At 58.1% G+C, this 16,420-nt stretch carries 15 protein-coding genes, 1 tRNA gene and 1 other RNA gene; 11 read left to right on the top strand and 6 right to left on the bottom strand.

What is annotated here, in order from left to right; genetic code table 11:
• Positions 1-241: 241 nt before the first annotated feature.
• From ABDK75_RS05365 to ABDK75_RS05355, 3 genes are all read right to left on the bottom strand, one after another.
• Complete coding sequence (locus ABDK75_RS05365; RefSeq protein ID WP_346004482.1) at positions 242-1,426, bottom strand: IS91 family transposase; 1,185 nt, start codon at positions 1,424-1,426, stop codon at positions 242-244.
• 25 nt (positions 1,427-1,451) lie between these two features.
• Entirely contained in the window at positions 1,452-2,363 is a 912-nt protein-coding gene (locus tag ABDK75_RS05360) for a tyrosine-type recombinase/integrase (RefSeq protein WP_346004483.1), read from the bottom strand.
• 1,649 nt (positions 2,364-4,012) lie between these two features.
• Positions 4,013-4,102 (bottom strand) — tRNA-Ser (locus tag ABDK75_RS05355).
• Between the two features lie 286 nt (positions 4,103-4,388).
• Between ABDK75_RS05355 and rplU the strand changes: the two genes are divergently transcribed.
• From rplU to proB, 4 genes are all read left to right on the top strand, one after another.
• Entirely contained in the window at positions 4,389-4,703 is a 315-nt protein-coding gene (gene rplU / locus ABDK75_RS05350) for a 50S ribosomal protein L21 (RefSeq protein ID WP_046901386.1), read from the top strand.
• A gap of 26 nt (positions 4,704-4,729) precedes the next feature.
• Positions 4,730-4,996, top strand: a complete 267-nt coding sequence (rpmA, locus tag ABDK75_RS05345; protein ID WP_046901385.1) for a 50S ribosomal protein L27 — start codon at positions 4,730-4,732, stop codon at positions 4,994-4,996.
• Positions 4,997-5,073: 77 nt separating this feature from the next.
• Entirely contained in the window at positions 5,074-6,084 is a 1,011-nt protein-coding gene (obgE, locus tag ABDK75_RS05340; protein WP_064273106.1) for a GTPase ObgE, read from the top strand.
• Complete coding sequence (proB, locus tag ABDK75_RS05335) at positions 6,081-7,217, top strand: glutamate 5-kinase (protein WP_211500644.1); 1,137 nt, start codon at positions 6,081-6,083, stop codon at positions 7,215-7,217. Before obgE ends, proB begins: the two co-directional genes overlap by 4 nt.
• Before the next feature lie 24 nt (positions 7,218-7,241).
• Here the strand turns inward: proB and ABDK75_RS05330 are convergent, their stop codons facing one another.
• Positions 7,242-7,832 (bottom strand): hypothetical protein, encoded by a 591-nt coding sequence (locus tag ABDK75_RS05330; RefSeq protein ID WP_346005158.1) that lies wholly within the window; start codon positions 7,830-7,832, stop codon positions 7,242-7,244.
• 58 nt (positions 7,833-7,890) lie between these two features.
• Positions 7,891-8,157 (bottom strand): GapR family DNA-binding domain-containing protein, encoded by a 267-nt coding sequence (locus ABDK75_RS05325; RefSeq protein WP_007283547.1) that lies wholly within the window; start codon positions 8,155-8,157, stop codon positions 7,891-7,893.
• 270 nt (positions 8,158-8,427) lie between these two features.
• On the opposite strand from ABDK75_RS05325, the gene zwf reads away from it, so the two are divergent.
• Together zwf and ABDK75_RS05315 are read left to right on the top strand one after the other, a co-directional pair.
• Complete coding sequence (gene zwf, locus ABDK75_RS05320; RefSeq protein ID WP_046901381.1) at positions 8,428-9,897, top strand: glucose-6-phosphate dehydrogenase; 1,470 nt, start codon at positions 8,428-8,430, stop codon at positions 9,895-9,897.
• Between the two features lie 6 nt (positions 9,898-9,903).
• Complete coding sequence (locus ABDK75_RS05315; protein ID WP_046902046.1) at positions 9,904-10,362, top strand: hypothetical protein; 459 nt, start codon at positions 9,904-9,906, stop codon at positions 10,360-10,362.
• Between the two features lie 9 nt (positions 10,363-10,371).
• On the opposite strand, the gene ABDK75_RS05310 is transcribed toward ABDK75_RS05315, so the two are convergent.
• Positions 10,372-11,364 (bottom strand): alpha/beta hydrolase, encoded by a 993-nt coding sequence (locus ABDK75_RS05310; RefSeq protein WP_346005157.1) that lies wholly within the window; start codon positions 11,362-11,364, stop codon positions 10,372-10,374.
• A 75-nt stretch (positions 11,365-11,439) separates the two neighbouring features.
• Here ABDK75_RS05310 and rnpB point away from each other — a divergent pair.
• The 5 genes from rnpB (at position 11,440) to ABDK75_RS05285 (ending at position 16,418) form a co-directional block, all read left to right on the top strand.
• Positions 11,440-11,843: RNase P RNA component class A (rnpB, locus tag ABDK75_RS05305), an RNA gene on the top strand.
• A gap of 286 nt (positions 11,844-12,129) precedes the next feature.
• Positions 12,130-12,600, top strand: coding sequence for a division/cell wall cluster transcriptional repressor MraZ (gene mraZ, locus ABDK75_RS05300; RefSeq protein ID WP_211502790.1), 471 nt, complete (start codon positions 12,130-12,132; stop codon positions 12,598-12,600).
• The gene (gene rsmH, locus ABDK75_RS05295; RefSeq protein ID WP_346005156.1) at positions 12,597-13,568 is read left to right on the top strand and encodes a 16S rRNA (cytosine(1402)-N(4))-methyltransferase RsmH; all 972 of its coding nucleotides are present in this window, start codon (positions 12,597-12,599) and stop codon (positions 13,566-13,568) included. The genes mraZ and rsmH overlap by 4 nt, the downstream gene beginning before the upstream one ends.
• Complete coding sequence (locus ABDK75_RS05290; RefSeq protein ID WP_346005155.1) at positions 13,565-14,365, top strand: hypothetical protein; 801 nt, start codon at positions 13,565-13,567, stop codon at positions 14,363-14,365. The genes rsmH and ABDK75_RS05290 overlap by 4 nt, the downstream gene beginning before the upstream one ends.
• Before the next feature lie 85 nt (positions 14,366-14,450).
• Positions 14,451-16,418, top strand: coding sequence for a penicillin-binding protein 2 (locus tag ABDK75_RS05285; RefSeq protein ID WP_211497253.1), 1,968 nt, complete (start codon positions 14,451-14,453; stop codon positions 16,416-16,418).
• Positions 16,419-16,420 lie beyond the last annotated feature (2 nt).

Genomic DNA, 16,420 nt, shown 5'->3' with positions numbered 1-16,420 from the left:
ACTCAGTTATGGGGAATTTGCAACTGGTGCGGGCCTGAGGCGCCCTAGAGCGGGGTCACGTGAAGACATTCGTGACGCGATAAAGGGCATTTCCCTCGGATCCTACGGATGATGATGACAGGACCATCGGTTCCAGGTGCCCATTTTCTGCCGTTTTTTCGCATTTTGCGCAGGTCTGTCGGTGTGCCGGAACGAGACGGTTCCGACAGGCATCGGGTCATGCTGTGGTCTCTGCGGGCTGTCATGGTGATCCTCCGGTCGGATCAGTTGTCCGTGGCGGCCCTCGGGGCTGGCACCATCGGGGAAGGATCTGGATGACGATCATCGGACCACCACAGCATGGGCACGGAAGTGGCATGACCGTTTCAGCTTCCGGGATTTCTGACGCTGGTATGACCTTGAGCAGTTCCCGCACTCGGGCGAGGCTGGCCTTGCGGCTGGAACTGGCCAGAAGGCCATAATGGCGGATACGATGAAATCCCCGTGGCAGAACATGCAGCATGAAGCGGCGGATGAACTCATCCGTGGCCAGTGTCATGACCTGCTGCTGATGCGCGGTATCCCGGCGGTAATCCTTATACCGGAACGTCACGCCTCTTTCATCGAACGCCAGGAGACGGCGGTTCGAGATGGCGACACGGTGGGTATAGCGCGACAGGTAGGCCAGCACCGCTTTGGGCCCGGCAAAAGGGGGTTTAGCGTAGACGACCCAGCGTCTGCTGCGCACAGGGGCCAGATATCGCACAAAGGCACGACGCTCTGCCAAAGAGGCAAGCTGCCCCCGAAAGACCAGCCGGTCGGCATCGAACAGTGCGCGCAGCCGGGTCAGGAACAGGCGGCGGAACAGTTTCCCTAGCACACGGACGGGCAGCAGGAAGGCCGGGCGCGATGAAATCCAGCGCTGGCCATCGGGGGACAGGCCGCCGCCTGGTACGATCATGTGTACATGGGGATGGTGGGTCAGCGCCGACCCCCAGCTATGCAGAACGGCGGTAATACCAATGCGCGCGCCCAGATGCCGGGGGTCGGCGGCGATCGTCATCATCGTCTCCGAGGCAACCTGGAACAGCAGGGCGTAGAGAACGGCCTTGTTCTGGAGCGCGATGTCGGCGATCCGCGCCGGCAGGGTGAAGACGACATGGAAATACCCGACCGGCAGGAGATCGGCCTCCCGTTCGGCCAGCCATGTCCGTGCGGCGTTTCCCTGACAGCGCGGACAGTGACGGTTGCGGCAGCTGTTATAGGCGATCCGCCAGTGTCCACAGTCCCCGCAGGCCGCGACATGGCCACCAAGGGCTGCCGTGCGACAGTGTTCGACCGCCGACATGACCTTGAGCTGCTGCAGGGGGAGACGGCCGGCATGGGCTACCCGCCAGGCAGGACCGGCAGCCCTGAAGATATCGCCAAGTTCGAGCGAGGCGGACATGACGGTGCCCACCGAGGCCCAGGGATCAACCGTCGGGCCTCGCCTGCGTGGTCGTCAGCATGCCCAGCCTGTCGAGCGGACTGATGACGGCCCGCACGGTCCGTGTCGCAACTTTTGTATAAAGAGCCGTGGTCTCCAGACGGGAATGACCCAGCAAAACCTGGATCACGCGGACATCGACACCATCCTCAAGCAGGTGCGTGGCAAAGCTGTGCCGCAGAGTATGAGGCCCCACACGTCTGCTGATCGCAGCGGCCCGTGCTGCCTCGACAACCACGCGATGGAGTTGCCGTGTGCTGATGGGCTTCATGGTATCCTGCCCGGGAAACAGCCAGCCTTGAGGGTGCATCACGCCCTGCTGGCGTCCGGCCTTCCACCACTCCCGTAGCAGGAGCAGAAGATCTGCCGGAAGCATGGCGTTGCGATATCGTCCCCCTTTGCCCCGCTCGACCCTGAGCAGCATACGCTCGCTGTCGATATCACTGATCTTGAGAACTGCGACTTCGGCCACCCGCAGACCTGCCCCATAGGCAACCGACAGGGCGGCCTGATGCTTGAGGCATATGGTCGCGTTAAGCAACCGGGCAACCTCATCGCGGCTCAGCACGACGGGCAGGTTGCGGGGCTGCGCCACCCGGACCAGCCTGCGTGCAAGGTCGGGGCGGTCGAGCGTCTGGGTGAAGAAAAACCGCAGCGCGGACACGATGGCGTTCATGGTCGGTGTCGGCATGCCAGCCGCGTTCTGCGCAATCTGAAACTGGCGCACATCCTCGGCTGTTGCCGTATGGGGTGAGCGCCCCAGAAACGTGGCGAAACGGCCAACATCACGAAGGTAATTGCGCTGCGTCTCCCGGGAGAACCGTCGCACCGCCATGTCATCAAGCAGACGCTGGCGAAGGGGACTGATTGCAGCAATGCACAGGGACTCTGTCATCATCCGGCTCCTTCTGGGGGGAAGAAGCCAGAATGCTTGACCAAATCAGGAGAGTTCCAAACAAAACAGATCGCTCACGCCGTGGTGATAGCCTGCACACCGCACCAATCCCGCGCAGCGGGTTCGTTCTTCCCCCCATAGCTGACAACTTGGGGGTGTCAGATACTCCTCCAATGGTGGCCGCCAGCCTGCTACTTTCCAAAGTGCAGTGGGACTTGCGAACTTACTGTGCCTCAAAGGGGCTTCACCTGTGATGCCATCGGGGCTTGTTTCGGTCTCGCGATGGAAAATCAGGGGGTGCTATCCAAAGCCGGGCCTGAGCAGTGCGATGCCGTGTCCAACCAAGATCCCTCAAAGCGCGAGCAACATCGCGTTGCTCATCGGATCGGATCGGTCTTTTATAAAAGAGAACGTGTTCTGCAATCACATTGAGTGGCAGACCTGTCTTCCGGTATTCGTCATAAACTTGAATCATCCGGCCTGATGTCAGCTGCGGAAGAAGGTCATCCAGTGTCAATGCATCAGACCAGAAGGATGTCCGGGCGAACAGCAATTCCATGAGTGCATCTGTCTGTGTCCAAAAGTGCGGGCCCCTAGTTATCGAATGGGGCTGTCGCAGTGTCAGCCTCTCTATGATTTCATCTATTTTTCTGTCCGAGAAATTTGGGCTTTCAAAATAAACGCGGGACCACCTTGCGCCGATATCACGCGGCAAAGAGCGCTCGATGGCTTTGGAAATGTCCAACAGTGACCAACTGGCCTGCGGGTGATCAGGATCTGTATAAGTTCCATCCGTGGGGCCTCTAAAGACATTCGTGAGAAGCCAGTAGAAAAAATCCTGGGCAACATTTTTGACTTCAAGAGAGCTCCAGGGAGCTTCCCAAGAAAATTCTGTTTCAACGACATCAAACATCGGGGCGACTTTCAGCATTGAAGCGGGATTTGCGGGGATCTGGCCCTGAAGGGGCGAGATGACTAGAAATCCGGCCTCAAGCGCACTGGCGCAGGTGCCTGAAAGCCGACATCGTCGCGACGGACGAGATGCTCGACGTCGCGTAGCCGAAAGAGCCTCCGACGCGGTCCGATCTTGTAGCGCTGCAGAACCCCAGCGGCGACATACCGATCAATTGTTGAGAGAGAGAGAGACACAGAGCCGTGTCGCGGCTTCGCGACGGCTTATAAAAAAGTCATCCGAAAGACGACTCGCCAATATAGAGTCCATGATACGCCCGTCCAAACATGTCCCTTGCGGAACTAACGATGACACCGTGGTTCGTTTGGTTTTTTGGGCGTTCAGGATTCTGCAAAATTGCTGCTTCGATCAGAAGCAGGTAGTGCACTTCCCCTGTAAGAAGTCTTCTATACTTTAGTGTCAACAAACAAGAGAACGTTAGCTGAACACGGGCGACGATTTCAAGATATTTCTGAGCGAATTTTTGCGGAGTGCTGCTTCAGTCTCGGCCTCAGATTATCTGGATGCCTCGGGGAATGACAGGATTTCAGTCAGCAGGTCGCGTCGATAAATTTACAGGACGACGCATATCGCGTCCGGGCGCCGCACGATGACGCATTTTTTAAGATGGGACCCAAGGTGGGATAGATTTTGATAAATCAGGTAACTCTCTGGAAAATCTGGAAATTTTTGATTTATATGGCGGAGAGGGTGGGATTCGAACCCACGGTACCCGCGAAGGCACAACGGTTTTCGAGACCGCCCCAATCGACCACTCTGGCACCTCTCCGTACGGCCTACAGAAGCAGACCTGATCGATGGCGCGGCTTATGACTGGCTTTTCAGCATAATGCAAGAGGGAGCCACCACTCTTTCCCTAATTAAAGTATGGCATGACCTACTCACAATTTGCTGTTTTTGATTGACTGGAAGGCTGTCTCCTTGTATCGACCCGCCTGTTCTAGCCGTCCCATGTGGTCGGTCAGGAACCAACGATAAGAAGCGACTGGGCTGCGCCAGACCGGGAATACCCCGGCAAAAGCGGCCAAGAGATCGGAACAGCGAGAGTTTCCAGAATGTTTGCAGTCATCCGCACAGGCGGAAAACAGTACCGTGTTGCTCCTGAGAGCATCCTGAAGGTTGAAAAGCTTGAGGCTGAAGCCGGTAGCACCGTGACCTTCTCCGACGTCCTGATGGTCGGCAGCGAAGGCAGCGTGACCGTTGGCGCGCCGCTGGTTGCTGGCGCAACCGTGACGGCCACCGTGGTCGCACAGGATCGTCTGGCCAAGGTCATCATCTTCAAGAAGCGTCGCCGTCAGAACAGCCGTCGTAAGAATGGCCACCGCCAGCACGTTACCGTGCTGCGCATCGACGCGATCAACGCGGCCTGAAGCCGCACTAGGAAGGATACACAGCCATGGCACAAAAAAAGGCAGGCGGTTCCAGTCGTAACGGGCGCGATAGCGCCGGTCGCCGTCTCGGCGTCAAGAAGTTCGGCGGCGAGAGCGTTCTGGCAGGCAACATCATTGTCCGTCAGCGTGGAACCAAGATGAAGGCTGGCAGCAATGTCGGCATTGGTCGCGATCACACACTGTTCGCCCTTGTGGACGGACATGTGAAGTTCCAGCGTCGCGCCGAAGGCCGCGTCCACGTTTCCGTGGCGCTGCCGGAAGCCGCCGAGTAAGTCACCGCGCCCCAAGCGCGAGCGGAAGGGCCGGTCCTCCCAAGGGCCGGCCTTTTTCATATGTTGCGGATAATACGATGAAATTTCTCGACCAGGCCAAGATCTATGTACGTTCCGGCGATGGCGGTGACGGCGTGATCGCCTTCCGTCGGGAAAAGTACGTCGAATTCGGTGGCCCTGACGGTGGCAATGGCGGGCGTGGTGGCGATGTTCTTTTCCGCGCCGTCCCTGCCCTCAATACGCTGATCGACTTCCGATACACACAGCATTTCAAGGCCCGTAAAGGCGGCAACGGCGCAGGTTCCGATAGAACTGGCGCAGCTGCGGAAAACGTTATCATCAATGTGCCCGTCGGCACGCAGATCTTCGATGAAGACCGCGAGACACTCCTTGCGGATCTGGACGAAGACGGCAAGGAGATCCTCCTGTGCCGCGGCGGTGATGGTGGCAGAGGCAATGCCCATTACAAGACCAGCACCAATCGTGCGCCACGCCGTGCCGACAAGGGTTGGCCGGGTGAAGAGCGCTGGGTCTGGCTTCGCCTGAAACTCATTGCGGATGTGGGCCTGGTTGGCCTTCCGAATGCAGGCAAATCTACGCTTCTTTCCGTAGCATCCCGCGCACGACCGAAGATTGCAGACTACCCGTTTACCACTCTGCATCCGCAGCTTGGTGTCGTACGCCTGAATACGACGGAAGAATTCGTAATTGCGGATATTCCGGGACTGATCGAAGGCGCAAGCGAAGGCGCAGGCCTCGGCGATCGCTTCCTGGGCCATGTCGAGCGCTGTGCGACGCTGCTTCATCTGATTGATGGAACAGAATCGCAGATCGTAAAGCACTGGCGTCTGATCCGGAATGAACTTGAAGCGTATGATCCGGTTCTGGCCGCCAAGCCTGAGATCATTGTGCTCAACAAGTGCGATTCTCTGACCGCCGAACAGAAGTCAGCCAAAAAACGGGCTCTTGCAAAAGCATCTGGCGCAGAAGTGCTGACACTCTCCGGCGTGACAGGCGAAGGCCTGCCCGAGTTGCTCCGGCTCCTTCAGGATCGTGTTAATGCAGCGAAGGAAAGTAAGCTGGCATGACCGCCAAGGCCCCTGCCCCTCAACTGGCGCAGGCGCGCCGGATTGTTATCAAGGTTGGAAGCGCTCTTCTTGTTGATGGCGCACAGGCAGCGCTGCGGGCCGATTGGCTGCGCAGTGTCTGTGAAGACATCGCCAGCCTTAAGAAAGCGGGCACAGAAGTTGTTGTCGTATCCTCAGGGGCAATTTCACTTGCAAGACATCAACTGGGCCTGATGAACCGCCGCCTGCGCCTCGACGAGAAGCAGGCGCTTGCTACTGTCGGGCAGATTGGTCTTGCTCAGGGCTGGAGTGATGCCCTCGCCCAGCATGGACTTGTCGCCGGGCAGTTACTTCTCACGCCCGACGATACAGAAAGCCGTGAGCGCCATCTGAATGCTCGCGCCACACTCCAGACACTGCTGGACTTGGGCTGCATTCCCGTCATCAATGAAAATGATGCCATCGCCACCTCGGAAATCCGCTTTGGTGACAATGATCGCCTAGGTGCTCGTGTGGCCCAGATGATTGAAGCGGACTGTCTTGTCCTCCTTTCCGACATTGACGGTCTTTACACGGCAGACCCGCGCACGGATCCAGCGGCGCGTCATATTCCGGTCATTGAGCAAGTGACGGACGACATCATGGCGATGGGAGGCGAGCCTCCACCTGGCTATTCGTCTGGTGGAATGCGCACGAAACTTATGGCAGCCCGCATTGCCAACCGTGCAGGCGCATCCATGGTTATTGCGGCAGGACAGGCACAGAATCCCATTCAGAAGCTCCTGGATGGTGGTTTGTGCACCTGGTTCCTTCCCCAGACGGATACCGGCTCTGCTCGCAAACGTTGGATCGGAAGCAGCCTGCATCCCAAGGGAGCTCTTGTGGTTGACGCGGGAGCGCGAAATGCCCTGATTGTAGGCGCGTCACTCCTGCCCGCCGGCGTTACCGCGATTGACGGGCACTTTGAGCGCGGAGATCTGGTGCTGATCAAAGATGAGCAGGGAGATGTGCTGGGTCGCGGCCTGGCGTCCTACACAGCTAAAGAGTGCACGAAGCTTATCGGCCATCGCTCCGAGGAAATGGAGCAGCTTTTAGGCTATCGTGGTCGCGATGTTCTGATTCATCGGGATGATCTTGTGCTGGATCAGCACTAAAGCCTTTCCAGCACAAATTTGTGTCTAGCCTCTTGGAGGCCACCGGAGCTTCGGCTCCGCACGGGCTCTAAAAGCCTCATCATCGTCATTTCGAGTAGATACAGACCGAGGGGCAAGCTCTTCCCGCTCCCGCGCAGCGCTCTGTCGCGTCTGCTCACCCTCCCAAGGAGCGCGGGACCAGCTTTTTTTAGAGGCCTCAGGCTTCTTGGCTACTCTGCGCAGAGCATCAGGGTCAGCCACCAACGGGCCGTCCTCATAGGAGGGTCCCTCAGCGCGCACGACAGCGGCAGGCTCAAAATAATCTGCTGGCTCCGAAGGTGCGCGCTCAACGGAGGGCGTTTTCTGAACGGGCGCACGAACACCGGCAGTCCGGCTCTCCTCGTCAGCAGGCCGCCCGGCAGCAACCATCCGGTCTGATGGCGGGGCCGTCAGACGCAGGGACAGTGATTGAAGCTCTGCACGCAGTTCTCCAATCTGGAACTCGAGTTCCTGCAACCGTGGCTTAACACCGAAAACGGCAAACGGCATGCAGACCAGAGCCAGCGCGAACAGGCCGACAATGATCAGCAGAGACATCAATGCCCATGCGGGCAACCATGAAATATCGGGCATCATGCTCCGGTCCGGATATTAAGAGAGCCAGACAATGCGGGTTCGATCCGGAGACGCCGGATTACATGCCAAGAGCGCGGCGATAAATATCAAGAAGCGTTTCCTGCTCTTCCACTTCCGCAGGCTCCTGCTTGCGCAGCTTGATGATCTGCTTGATCACCTTCACGTCAAAACCGGCAGACTTTGCTTCAGAGAAAATATCCTTGATGTCACCCGCCAGAGCCTTGCGTTCTTCCTCCAGACGCTCGACCCGCTCAATGATGGAGCGCAGGCGGTCAGCAGCAATGCCACCCGTTGCGGCGCCTTCGATTTTGCTTTCTGCGTCCATGTTCATTTTCCTTTTTCAGGCATAAGTCCGGGGCATCGCAGAGATGCGACACCAGCCGCGCGGCTTATCGCGCCAAGGCTTGGGAGGTCAACGGAATTATGTGCACATTTAGGGAACGCACGCGTTTCCGTGATGCCTCCTCCCGATGTCGTGCATGCCCGTTCCCTTGACATAAAGCCCCCCAGAGCGGAACTAGACCCTGCCTGCAAAGGCCTGAACCCTAAACCCTTTTCCCCCGACAATCCGGGTTCGAGAGGTCAGAGAGCACCCATGGAACACGTCCAGCAAGTCGAACCATTCGACTATGTTATCTTTGGCGCCACCGGCGATCTCACAATGCGCAAGCTTCTGCCTGCGCTTTATAACCGTCTCCGCATGGGACAGATACCAGACGATGCCCGCATCATTGGTACCGCCCGTACGGATATCGACCGGGACGGCTATGTTGCCCGCGCCAAAGAGGCGCTGGAACGCTTCATTCCCGATGATGTCCGATCTCCGGTCCTCGTAGACCGTTTTCTCGGGCTTTTACACTACGTCACACTTGATGGCACGAAGGCCGACAGTGAATGGAGCGCCCTGTCCTCCATTCTCTCCGAAGCCCCGGCTGACCGGATCCGCGTTTATTACTTCGCGACGGCGCCTCAGCTGTACGGGAGAATTTGCGAAAATCTTCACAGCCACAATCTCGTATCGCCGCATTCGCGCGTCGTGCTGGAAAAGCCGATCGGCACGGATATGGCGACTGCAACCGCCATCAATGACGGCGTGGGCCAGTATTTCCCTGAGAATCAGGTCTATCGTATTGACCATTATCTCGGGAAAGAGACGGTCCAGAACGTTTTGGCTCTTCGCTTTGCCAATCCGATCATGAACGCCGTCTGGTCTGCCGAGCAGATCGAGAGCGTTCAGATCACGGCTGCTGAAACCGTCGGGGTTGAAGGTCGCGCATCCTACTACGACACGTCAGGCGCCATGCGGGACATGATCCAGAATCATCTCCTGCAGGTGTTGTGTCTGGTCGCGATGGAAGCGCCTGATTCCCTGGAAGCCGATACCGTCCGTAATGCCAAGCTGGCCGTGCTGAACGCACTCCGCCCGATTACGGATGAGACTGTCGCTTCTGAGACCGTCCGCGCGCAGTACACTGCTGGCGTTGTCGGTGGCCAGAGCGTTCCAGGCTATCTGGAAGAGCTGGGACAGCCGAGCAACACGGAAACATACGCCGCAGTGCGTGCCTGGGTTGATACCCCACGCTGGAAAGGCGTTCCTTTCTATATCCGGACGGCCAAGCGCTCTGCACGCAAAGTTAGCGAGATCGTTATTCGCTTCCGTGCTGCGCCGACAGCGTTGTTTGGTGCGACGCCACCGGGAAACCGACTGGTTATTCGCATTCAGCCGAACGAGGGTGTTGAGCTACAGCTGAACGTCAAGAACCCAGCTCTGGACGCCTATACACTGCGTACGGCAGATCTCGACACGACAATCCGCATGGAAGGCGGCCTCCCCTTCCCGGACTCGTATGAGCGCCTTCTGCTTGACGCGGTGCGTGGGAATCCGGTTCTGTTCATTCGCCGTGACGAAGTTGAAGCGGCATGGCGCTGGGCCGAGCCTGTGCTCAAGGCCTGGAGCGAGAACAAGGTGCCGATGCAGACTTACAGCGCCGGGTCTTACGGTCCGGAGAAATCTGCAGCGCTGCTCGCCGACAAGGGCGACAAGTGGCACGAAGACATGGAGTAATTGCTTTTGACTGACCCCGCGAACGCGAAGCCCCGTTTTACACGGGGCACACGGCGTCCGCCCCGTACACTCAAACAGCACCTGATGCGCCGGCTCCTGATTGTGGTGCCGGCGTTTCTGCTGATGTTCGTGGTCGTTCGTTCCGGACTTTTGGATTTTTCCTACGACAAGTTCACGTTCAACAAGCTGAGCTGGTTCGATAATACAGCCCTTGTGGAACATCTGCGGCTTGTCGTGACCAACGACGGACTGACGGACATGCCCAAGCGTTGTCTCGTGTTCGTTGTGAATGGCAATGCTGCCGAGAATAATCCGGACATTGATGTCTTGGGACGCCACGGTAATGGCTGCCCCGGAGACAAACCGTCAGCTGACAAACTGTTCAGCCTGAAGGTTGATCGCAGTGAGCGCACGATTCAAACCGATGCAGGAACGCCTGGCACGTTCCACGAACTGCGGCTCTAAAGCTTCCGCTCAGGAAGGTCGTGGTCCGGCCTTCCTGAAAGCCTCCCGTAAAAATACGCCCCCTTCCCGCAATGCCGTCCGCCCATCCCTGAACAGGGCATACCCGTTCAGAAAGCCATGGATCATGCGTGGAAACACCCGGTATTTGACAGTTCCTCCAGCCTCCCTGAGCAATCGCGTGTAAAGTTCACCTTCTCCACGCAAAGGGTCAAAGCCGGCCGTTACGATCATCGCTTGAGGAAGATCCCTGAGATGATCCGCAAAAACAGGCGAAAATTCCGGATCGAACAGTTGATCGGGCGATGAGAGCGTCTGAGAACAGTACCAATACAGAAGGTCTGTCGTCAGCATGTAACCCTCAGCGTAATCATGCCGGGATAAAGGAATGACCGGGCCGCTCAGGGCTGGGTAATAAAGAAGCTGGGCAGCCAGTTGCAGATCAGGCTGTGAGCGACTCCATTGCGCCAAAACAGCTGACAGATTTCCACCAGCACTATCCCCTGCCACAGCAATGGGCAGATCCGGCGCCGCAAGTTTAAGCCACTTAAGGGCTGCCTGCGCGTCTCTTAGGCCTGATGGGAAGCGATGCTCCGGTGCCAGACGGTAATCAACAGACAGGACCATCGCACCTGAAGACGCAGCCAGGCGGCAACAGATTCCGTGATGTGATGTCGTATCGCAATGTACGAATCCGCCACCGTGCAGGAACAGCACCACGCCCGATACGGTCCCTCTTGGCCGATACAGGCGTGCAGGTCGCAGGCCTTCTCCGCCCGGAACCCTGATGTCTACCCATTTGCGGATCCGCAGCGATGACAGACATTGCGGAAAGCTGGGGCGCCCGGTGATCTTCCGGATCTGCTTCAGCACATCCGGCGATGGGACCGGACCGGGGATCTCTGGAACCACTTCGACAGGCACTGCCGGACGTACAACACCTCGGCGGCGAGCCTGCCATGCGAGCCATGCAAGAAACAGCCTCAGGGCAAATACTGGTTTCATTCCAGCATCATGCAGCGAAACCAGAACAAAGTCTGCCCTTGACCCGCAAACGCTCCCGGCGCAAGGTCCGCACCGCCAGACGGCTGGACGGTCGCTGTGACTGGGATGAGGATCCCCGTCATGGAGGAAAGTCCGGGCTCCATGGGACAACGGTACCGGCTAACAGCCGGCGGGGGCGACCCTAGGGACAGTGCCACAGAAAACAGACCGCCCGCCGGACTGTTCCTTCTTGGAATACGTCGCGGGTAAGGGCGAAACGGTGTGGTAAAAGCACACCGCGATGCCGGCAACGGCGTCGGTCACGGTAAACCCTACCGGGAGCAAAACCGAATAGGAACGGCAGGCTGTCGCAAGGCAGCCGGGAGCGTCTCACTCCGTCGTTCGGGTTGGTTGCGTGAGGCATGCAGCAATGCATGTCCCAGAGGAATGATCGTCCCGCCTTTGGCGGACAGAACCCGGCTTACAGGCCGTCTGGCACCTCTGATGAAAAACGTTCCCCAGTAATTCTCAAAAGCTACGCTATGAGAACATAAAGGGAACAAATAACGGCAGGTATAGATCTCGCCGTGCGATTATCCCTGATAATTCCTAACAAACAGCAAAAAATCGCGTCACAATTTCCACTATGAAAATAGCCGCAGTTTTCTGCGGTTTTTCGCAGATATATGTTTGACGTCCCATGAAATCCCATGGTATCCCAAGAAAGAACAGAGAAATACCTGATCACCTTGCGCAAGTCCTGAAGTGAAGGGAGGCACATCATCAATGAGCATGTTCCTCGGCACACATCAGAACCGCTTTGACGCCAAGGGACGTGTTTCTATTCCGGCCCCCTTCCGATCCGCTCTCAGAACGCAGGCTCAGCCTGGCGAAGCGCTGGTAATTCTTCGGCCCTCACATCTTCATCCGTGCATCGAAGCCTGGACGTCCGCCGCTTTCGCTTCTCTGGCGCAGCCTCTGGACGAATACGATCCGTTCTCTGAAGACCACGAAGATCTAGCTGCCAGCCTTTACGCAGATGCGTATCCGCTCGACAGCGACAAGGAAGGCCGGATCATTCTTCCCGATGTTCTGCGCGCCCATGCATCGCTAAACGACGAAGTGTCCTTCATGGGTCTGGGACGCGTTTTCCAGATCTGGAATCCGGCAGCAGCAGCAGAACGTCGTCACCAGGCCCGCGCACGGGCAAAAGAACTTACCAGCAGCCGCAAACCGGCCACCGGAGATGCGGCATGAACGCAATCACGCTCGTCCATCAAGGACATGTTCCCGTCATGCTGAAGGAGGTGCTCGCAGCACTTTCTCCACGTGAAGGCGGCCGGTATCTGGATGGAACATTTGGCGGCGGCGGTTACGCCCGTGCCATACTCAACAGCGCAGATTGCACCCTGCACGGCATTGACCGTGACCCGACTGCGATTGCCCGTGGTGAAGCCATGGCCGAGCAGGCCAATGGTCGACTGTTCATGCATCAGGGAACATTCGGGGACATGGAAGCGCTTGTGGGCCAGGACGGACCGTTTGACGGCATCGTTCTGGATCTCGGCGTTTCTTCATTCCAGATTGATCAGGCTGAACGCGGCTTTTCTTTCCGTAATGATGGTCCGCTGGATATGCGCATGGGGGGCGACGGCCCCTCTGCTGCCGATCTGGTGAATTCCATGAAGGAAGGTGATCTGGCGGATGTTCTCTATCGTTATGGCGAAGAGAAGCTGTCCCGTCGCATCGCACGCGCCATTGTGGCAGCCCGCGCGGAAGAACCCATTACGACCACGGGCCGCCTCGCACATATCGTTCGGTCCTGCGTCCCCAAAGACCGCTCCAAGATCGATCCGGCTACACGCAGCTTTCAGGGCCTCCGGATTGCTGTGAACGACGAGCTGGGCGAACTGGAACGCGCGCTGGAGGCAGCCCCTCGCCTTCTGGCTTTCGGCGGCGTGTTCGTTGTTGTGACCTTCCATTCCCTTGAAGATCGTCTGGCCAAGCGCGCCATGGCGGAACTGGCAGGTCGCACTGCCAATCCGTCCCGCTATGACCCGGCGCCTGTCCGGAAAGAGCCTTCGGCTTTTTCTCTCCTGTATTCCCGCCCCCTGCCTGCCACGGAAGAGGAAGCGCGGGATAACCCCAGAGCACGCAGCGCCCGGTTGCGCGCCCTGGTTCGTAATTCCGCCCCACAACCGCCCGCCTCAGGAAACCGAGCATGATCCGGCCCTTCACCATCGCCTGCGCTGTTCTCGCCGCAGGGTCTGGCCTGTTTCTCTACACCAAGAAGCATGAGACGACGGTCCTCGACCAGAAGATCACCAAGGTGGTCCAGGAAACGCAGAAAGTCCGCGCGCAGACAGCCATGATGCGCACGGAATGGGCCCTGTTGAACCAGCCGGATCGCCTGAACACCCTGGCAGCGCGCTTTCTTCCCGACCTTCACCCTATGGCCCCGGATCAGTTCATCCGCATGGCCAGTCTTGAAGCACGCCTTCCAAACCCGGGCTCGCGTCCGGTTCCAACAGATCCGCGCGAAAGCCTGCATGAAGTCGTCAACCGTGCGGCGACCGAGGCACATCTTCCGCTCCCGGCTCCTCCGGTTGTTCACCCAGTTGCGCCTGTTCAGCATGCTCCGGTTATTGCTTCAGTCACAGCTGCAACTCCCACACCTCATGTCATGACAGCCCGTGCTATCCCGACGCATGTTGCTCACCCGCATGCTGACCGGATTGTCCATTCCCCAGACATGGATCTGGCCTCTGCTCGCCCTGTGACGCCGCATGTCAGTGCGACACCCCGTTCGGACGTAACGCCGACCGTTCGTCTTGTGAGCTATCATGGCGCACGCCCGACACCACTGGTCGCTGCTGCGTGGCACACACAACCCGTTCATCAGGTTCGTGAGGCGTCCTTGACCCGCGTTGCTGAAGAACGCCCACGCCCGCACCATCATGCCAGCTCTGCGCTGGGAAATGACGAAGACGCATTGCCCCCGCCAGTTCCGTTGGCTAACTGAGACCCTCTCTTCTTTATTAACTGCTCGTTCAGTATTTTCCGGATAGCTTCGGGCGAGCACCTTAGACAGGACGCAACGCCGCACGATGCCCCAGGACGTGCCACCCCCTTCAGGTTCGCGTCGCGCAGCGCGCCCGGGCAAACGGGCAGAGCGGCGCGACTCACAGACGGCAGTGCGAACGCCTTCCCGCCGTCTTAATCTGGATCAGATGCATAGTCGCCTTCTGGGCGTTGGCATGGGTTTTCTGGCCATTTATGGCGCAGTTGCCCTCAAAGCCACGTTCGCAACGGTGCTGATGCCCATGGAGCCCGAGAAGCGCCAGATTGCACCTCAGGTTCCAGAAATTCCGAAAAGCGATCCACGCGGTGAAATGGCAGGCGATTTCGTCCTGCCTACAGTCAAACGCGCGACCATTACCGATCGTAACGGGCAGGCCCTGGCGCTGTCTCTCCCCGTCGCGCAGGTTTATGCCAACCCGATGGAACTGATTGATCCAGAGGACGCGACAAAGAAGCTTAAAACCGTTCTGCCGAAGCTGGATGAAGCCGAAACCGTTCGTCGTCTCTCGCTGAAGAAGCAGTTCGTTTACATCGCTCGTGATATTTCCCCTGTGCAGGAAATCGCGATCAATAATCTTGGTATTCCCGGTATTTATTTTGAAGCCGGTGAGCGCCGTCATTACCCGCTTGGCCGGACTGCCGCTCAGATCATGGGAAGCGTGGATATTGATGATCATGGTATTGCCGGCGTGGAGCGATTTTTTGATCAGCGCCTGAACTCGGATCGCACGCCTCTACGCCTGTCTTTGGACGTTCGCGTTCAGGCTGTCGCGCATGATGAGTTGATGGCCGCCAAGGACGAGTTCTCGGCTATTGGTGCTTCGGCCATTGTCATGGATGTTCGGACGGGCGAAATTCTGGCCATGGTCAGCCTCCCTGACTATGACGCCAATGATTTCAACCACGCACCGAACGACGCGCGCTTCAACCGTGCCGTGACAGGCATGTACGAGCCTGGCTCGACATTCAAGCTTCAGACAGCCGCAATGGGTCTTCAGCTTGGTGTGGTTCATATCTGGGATCGGTTTTCGACCATTCCCATTCGTGTCGGCCGCTTCACCATCCGCGATATGAAGACTGATCACTTTGCGCCATGGCTGTCTCTGCCGGGTGTACTGGCCTATTCATCCAACCCTGCTGCGGCTCATATTGCACTGGATGTCGGCGCCCAGCGTCAGCAGGACTGGCTGCGGAGCATGGGCTTCTTCAACCGCGTCCCAGTAGAGCTTCCGGAAGCCGGACGCCCCCTAGTACCCGCATCGAAAAACTGGGGCCTCTCCACTGTCATGACTGTCGGCTTCGGCCATGGTGTGGCTGAGCCTCCGCTGGCCATTGTCCGTGGCACGGCGGCCACTGTGAATGGCGGTATTCTTTTGAAGCCCACACTGGTGGCCCGGGATCAGCAGGACGAAAGCCAGACACCTGATGCCAAGGTGCGTCCTGTTGTTTACAAGCCCGATGAGGCAGATAGCGGCGATGACATTGGAGCACAGACACCTGTCGGAACGCGGGTTCTGTCGGAGAAGACGTCTGCCCTGCTGCGCAAACTGCTGCGTCTTGACGTTACCTTGGGAAGCGGCAAATCGGCTGAAGTTCCGGGCTATTACGTGGGTGGCAAAACAGGCACGGCTGAAAAGATCGGTGCTCATGGTGGATACCTGAAACACGTCAACGTTTCGGCCTTCACCAGTGTTTTCCCGATGAACAACCCGCATTACGCGGTGTATGTCATGCTCGATAGCCCACAGGGAACTGCGGCCACACATGGCTGGACCACTGCCGCATGGAATGCAGCGCCGACCGTCAAGAAAATCATTTCCCGTGTTGGACCTATCCTGAACCAGTTCCCGGATACGGCCAACAAGGACGCCATTGATGCATCTCTCGCCATCCCCATGAATCCGTCCGTGCCAGCGGGCTATCGTGCCCTTGGCCCTGGTAACGACCCTGGGGATCCGCGCAATCAGGCGCACACTCCCAAGACACAGCACTGAGC

This window comes from Gluconobacter sp. OJA (assembly GCF_039638325.1).
In the GTDB taxonomy this organism is placed as follows: domain Bacteria; phylum Pseudomonadota; class Alphaproteobacteria; order Acetobacterales; family Acetobacteraceae; genus Gluconobacter; species Gluconobacter cerinus.
Note: the sequence above shows the minus strand (reverse complement) of the source record. Positions and strands in the feature narration are given on the sequence as shown.

Coding starts and splice junctions, on each gene's coding strand:
- ABDK75_RS05365 (WP_346004482.1), bottom strand. CDS start 1,426: ATGTCCGCCTCGCTCGAACTTGGCGATATCTTCAGGGCTGCCGGTCCT.
- ABDK75_RS05360 (WP_346004483.1), bottom strand. CDS start 2,363: ATGATGACAGAGTCCCTGTGCATTGCTGCAATCAGTCCCCTTCGCCAG.
- rplU (WP_046901386.1), top strand. CDS start 4,389: ATGTTTGCAGTCATCCGCACAGGCGGAAAACAGTACCGTGTTGCTCCT.
- rpmA (WP_046901385.1), top strand. CDS start 4,730: ATGGCACAAAAAAAGGCAGGCGGTTCCAGTCGTAACGGGCGCGATAGC.
- obgE (WP_064273106.1), top strand. CDS start 5,074: ATGAAATTTCTCGACCAGGCCAAGATCTATGTACGTTCCGGCGATGGC.
- proB (WP_211500644.1), top strand. CDS start 6,081: ATGACCGCCAAGGCCCCTGCCCCTCAACTGGCGCAGGCGCGCCGGATT.
- ABDK75_RS05330 (WP_346005158.1), bottom strand. CDS start 7,832: ATGATGCCCGATATTTCATGGTTGCCCGCATGGGCATTGATGTCTCTG.
- ABDK75_RS05325 (WP_007283547.1), bottom strand. CDS start 8,157: ATGGACGCAGAAAGCAAAATCGAAGGCGCCGCAACGGGTGGCATTGCT.
- zwf (WP_046901381.1), top strand. CDS start 8,428: ATGGAACACGTCCAGCAAGTCGAACCATTCGACTATGTTATCTTTGGC.
- ABDK75_RS05310 (WP_346005157.1), bottom strand. CDS start 11,364: ATGAAACCAGTATTTGCCCTGAGGCTGTTTCTTGCATGGCTCGCATGG.
- mraZ (WP_211502790.1), top strand. CDS start 12,130: ATGAGCATGTTCCTCGGCACACATCAGAACCGCTTTGACGCCAAGGGA.
- rsmH (WP_346005156.1), top strand. CDS start 12,597: ATGAACGCAATCACGCTCGTCCATCAAGGACATGTTCCCGTCATGCTG.
- ABDK75_RS05290 (WP_346005155.1), top strand. CDS start 13,565: ATGATCCGGCCCTTCACCATCGCCTGCGCTGTTCTCGCCGCAGGGTCT.
- ABDK75_RS05285 (WP_211497253.1), top strand. CDS start 14,451: ATGCCCCAGGACGTGCCACCCCCTTCAGGTTCGCGTCGCGCAGCGCGC.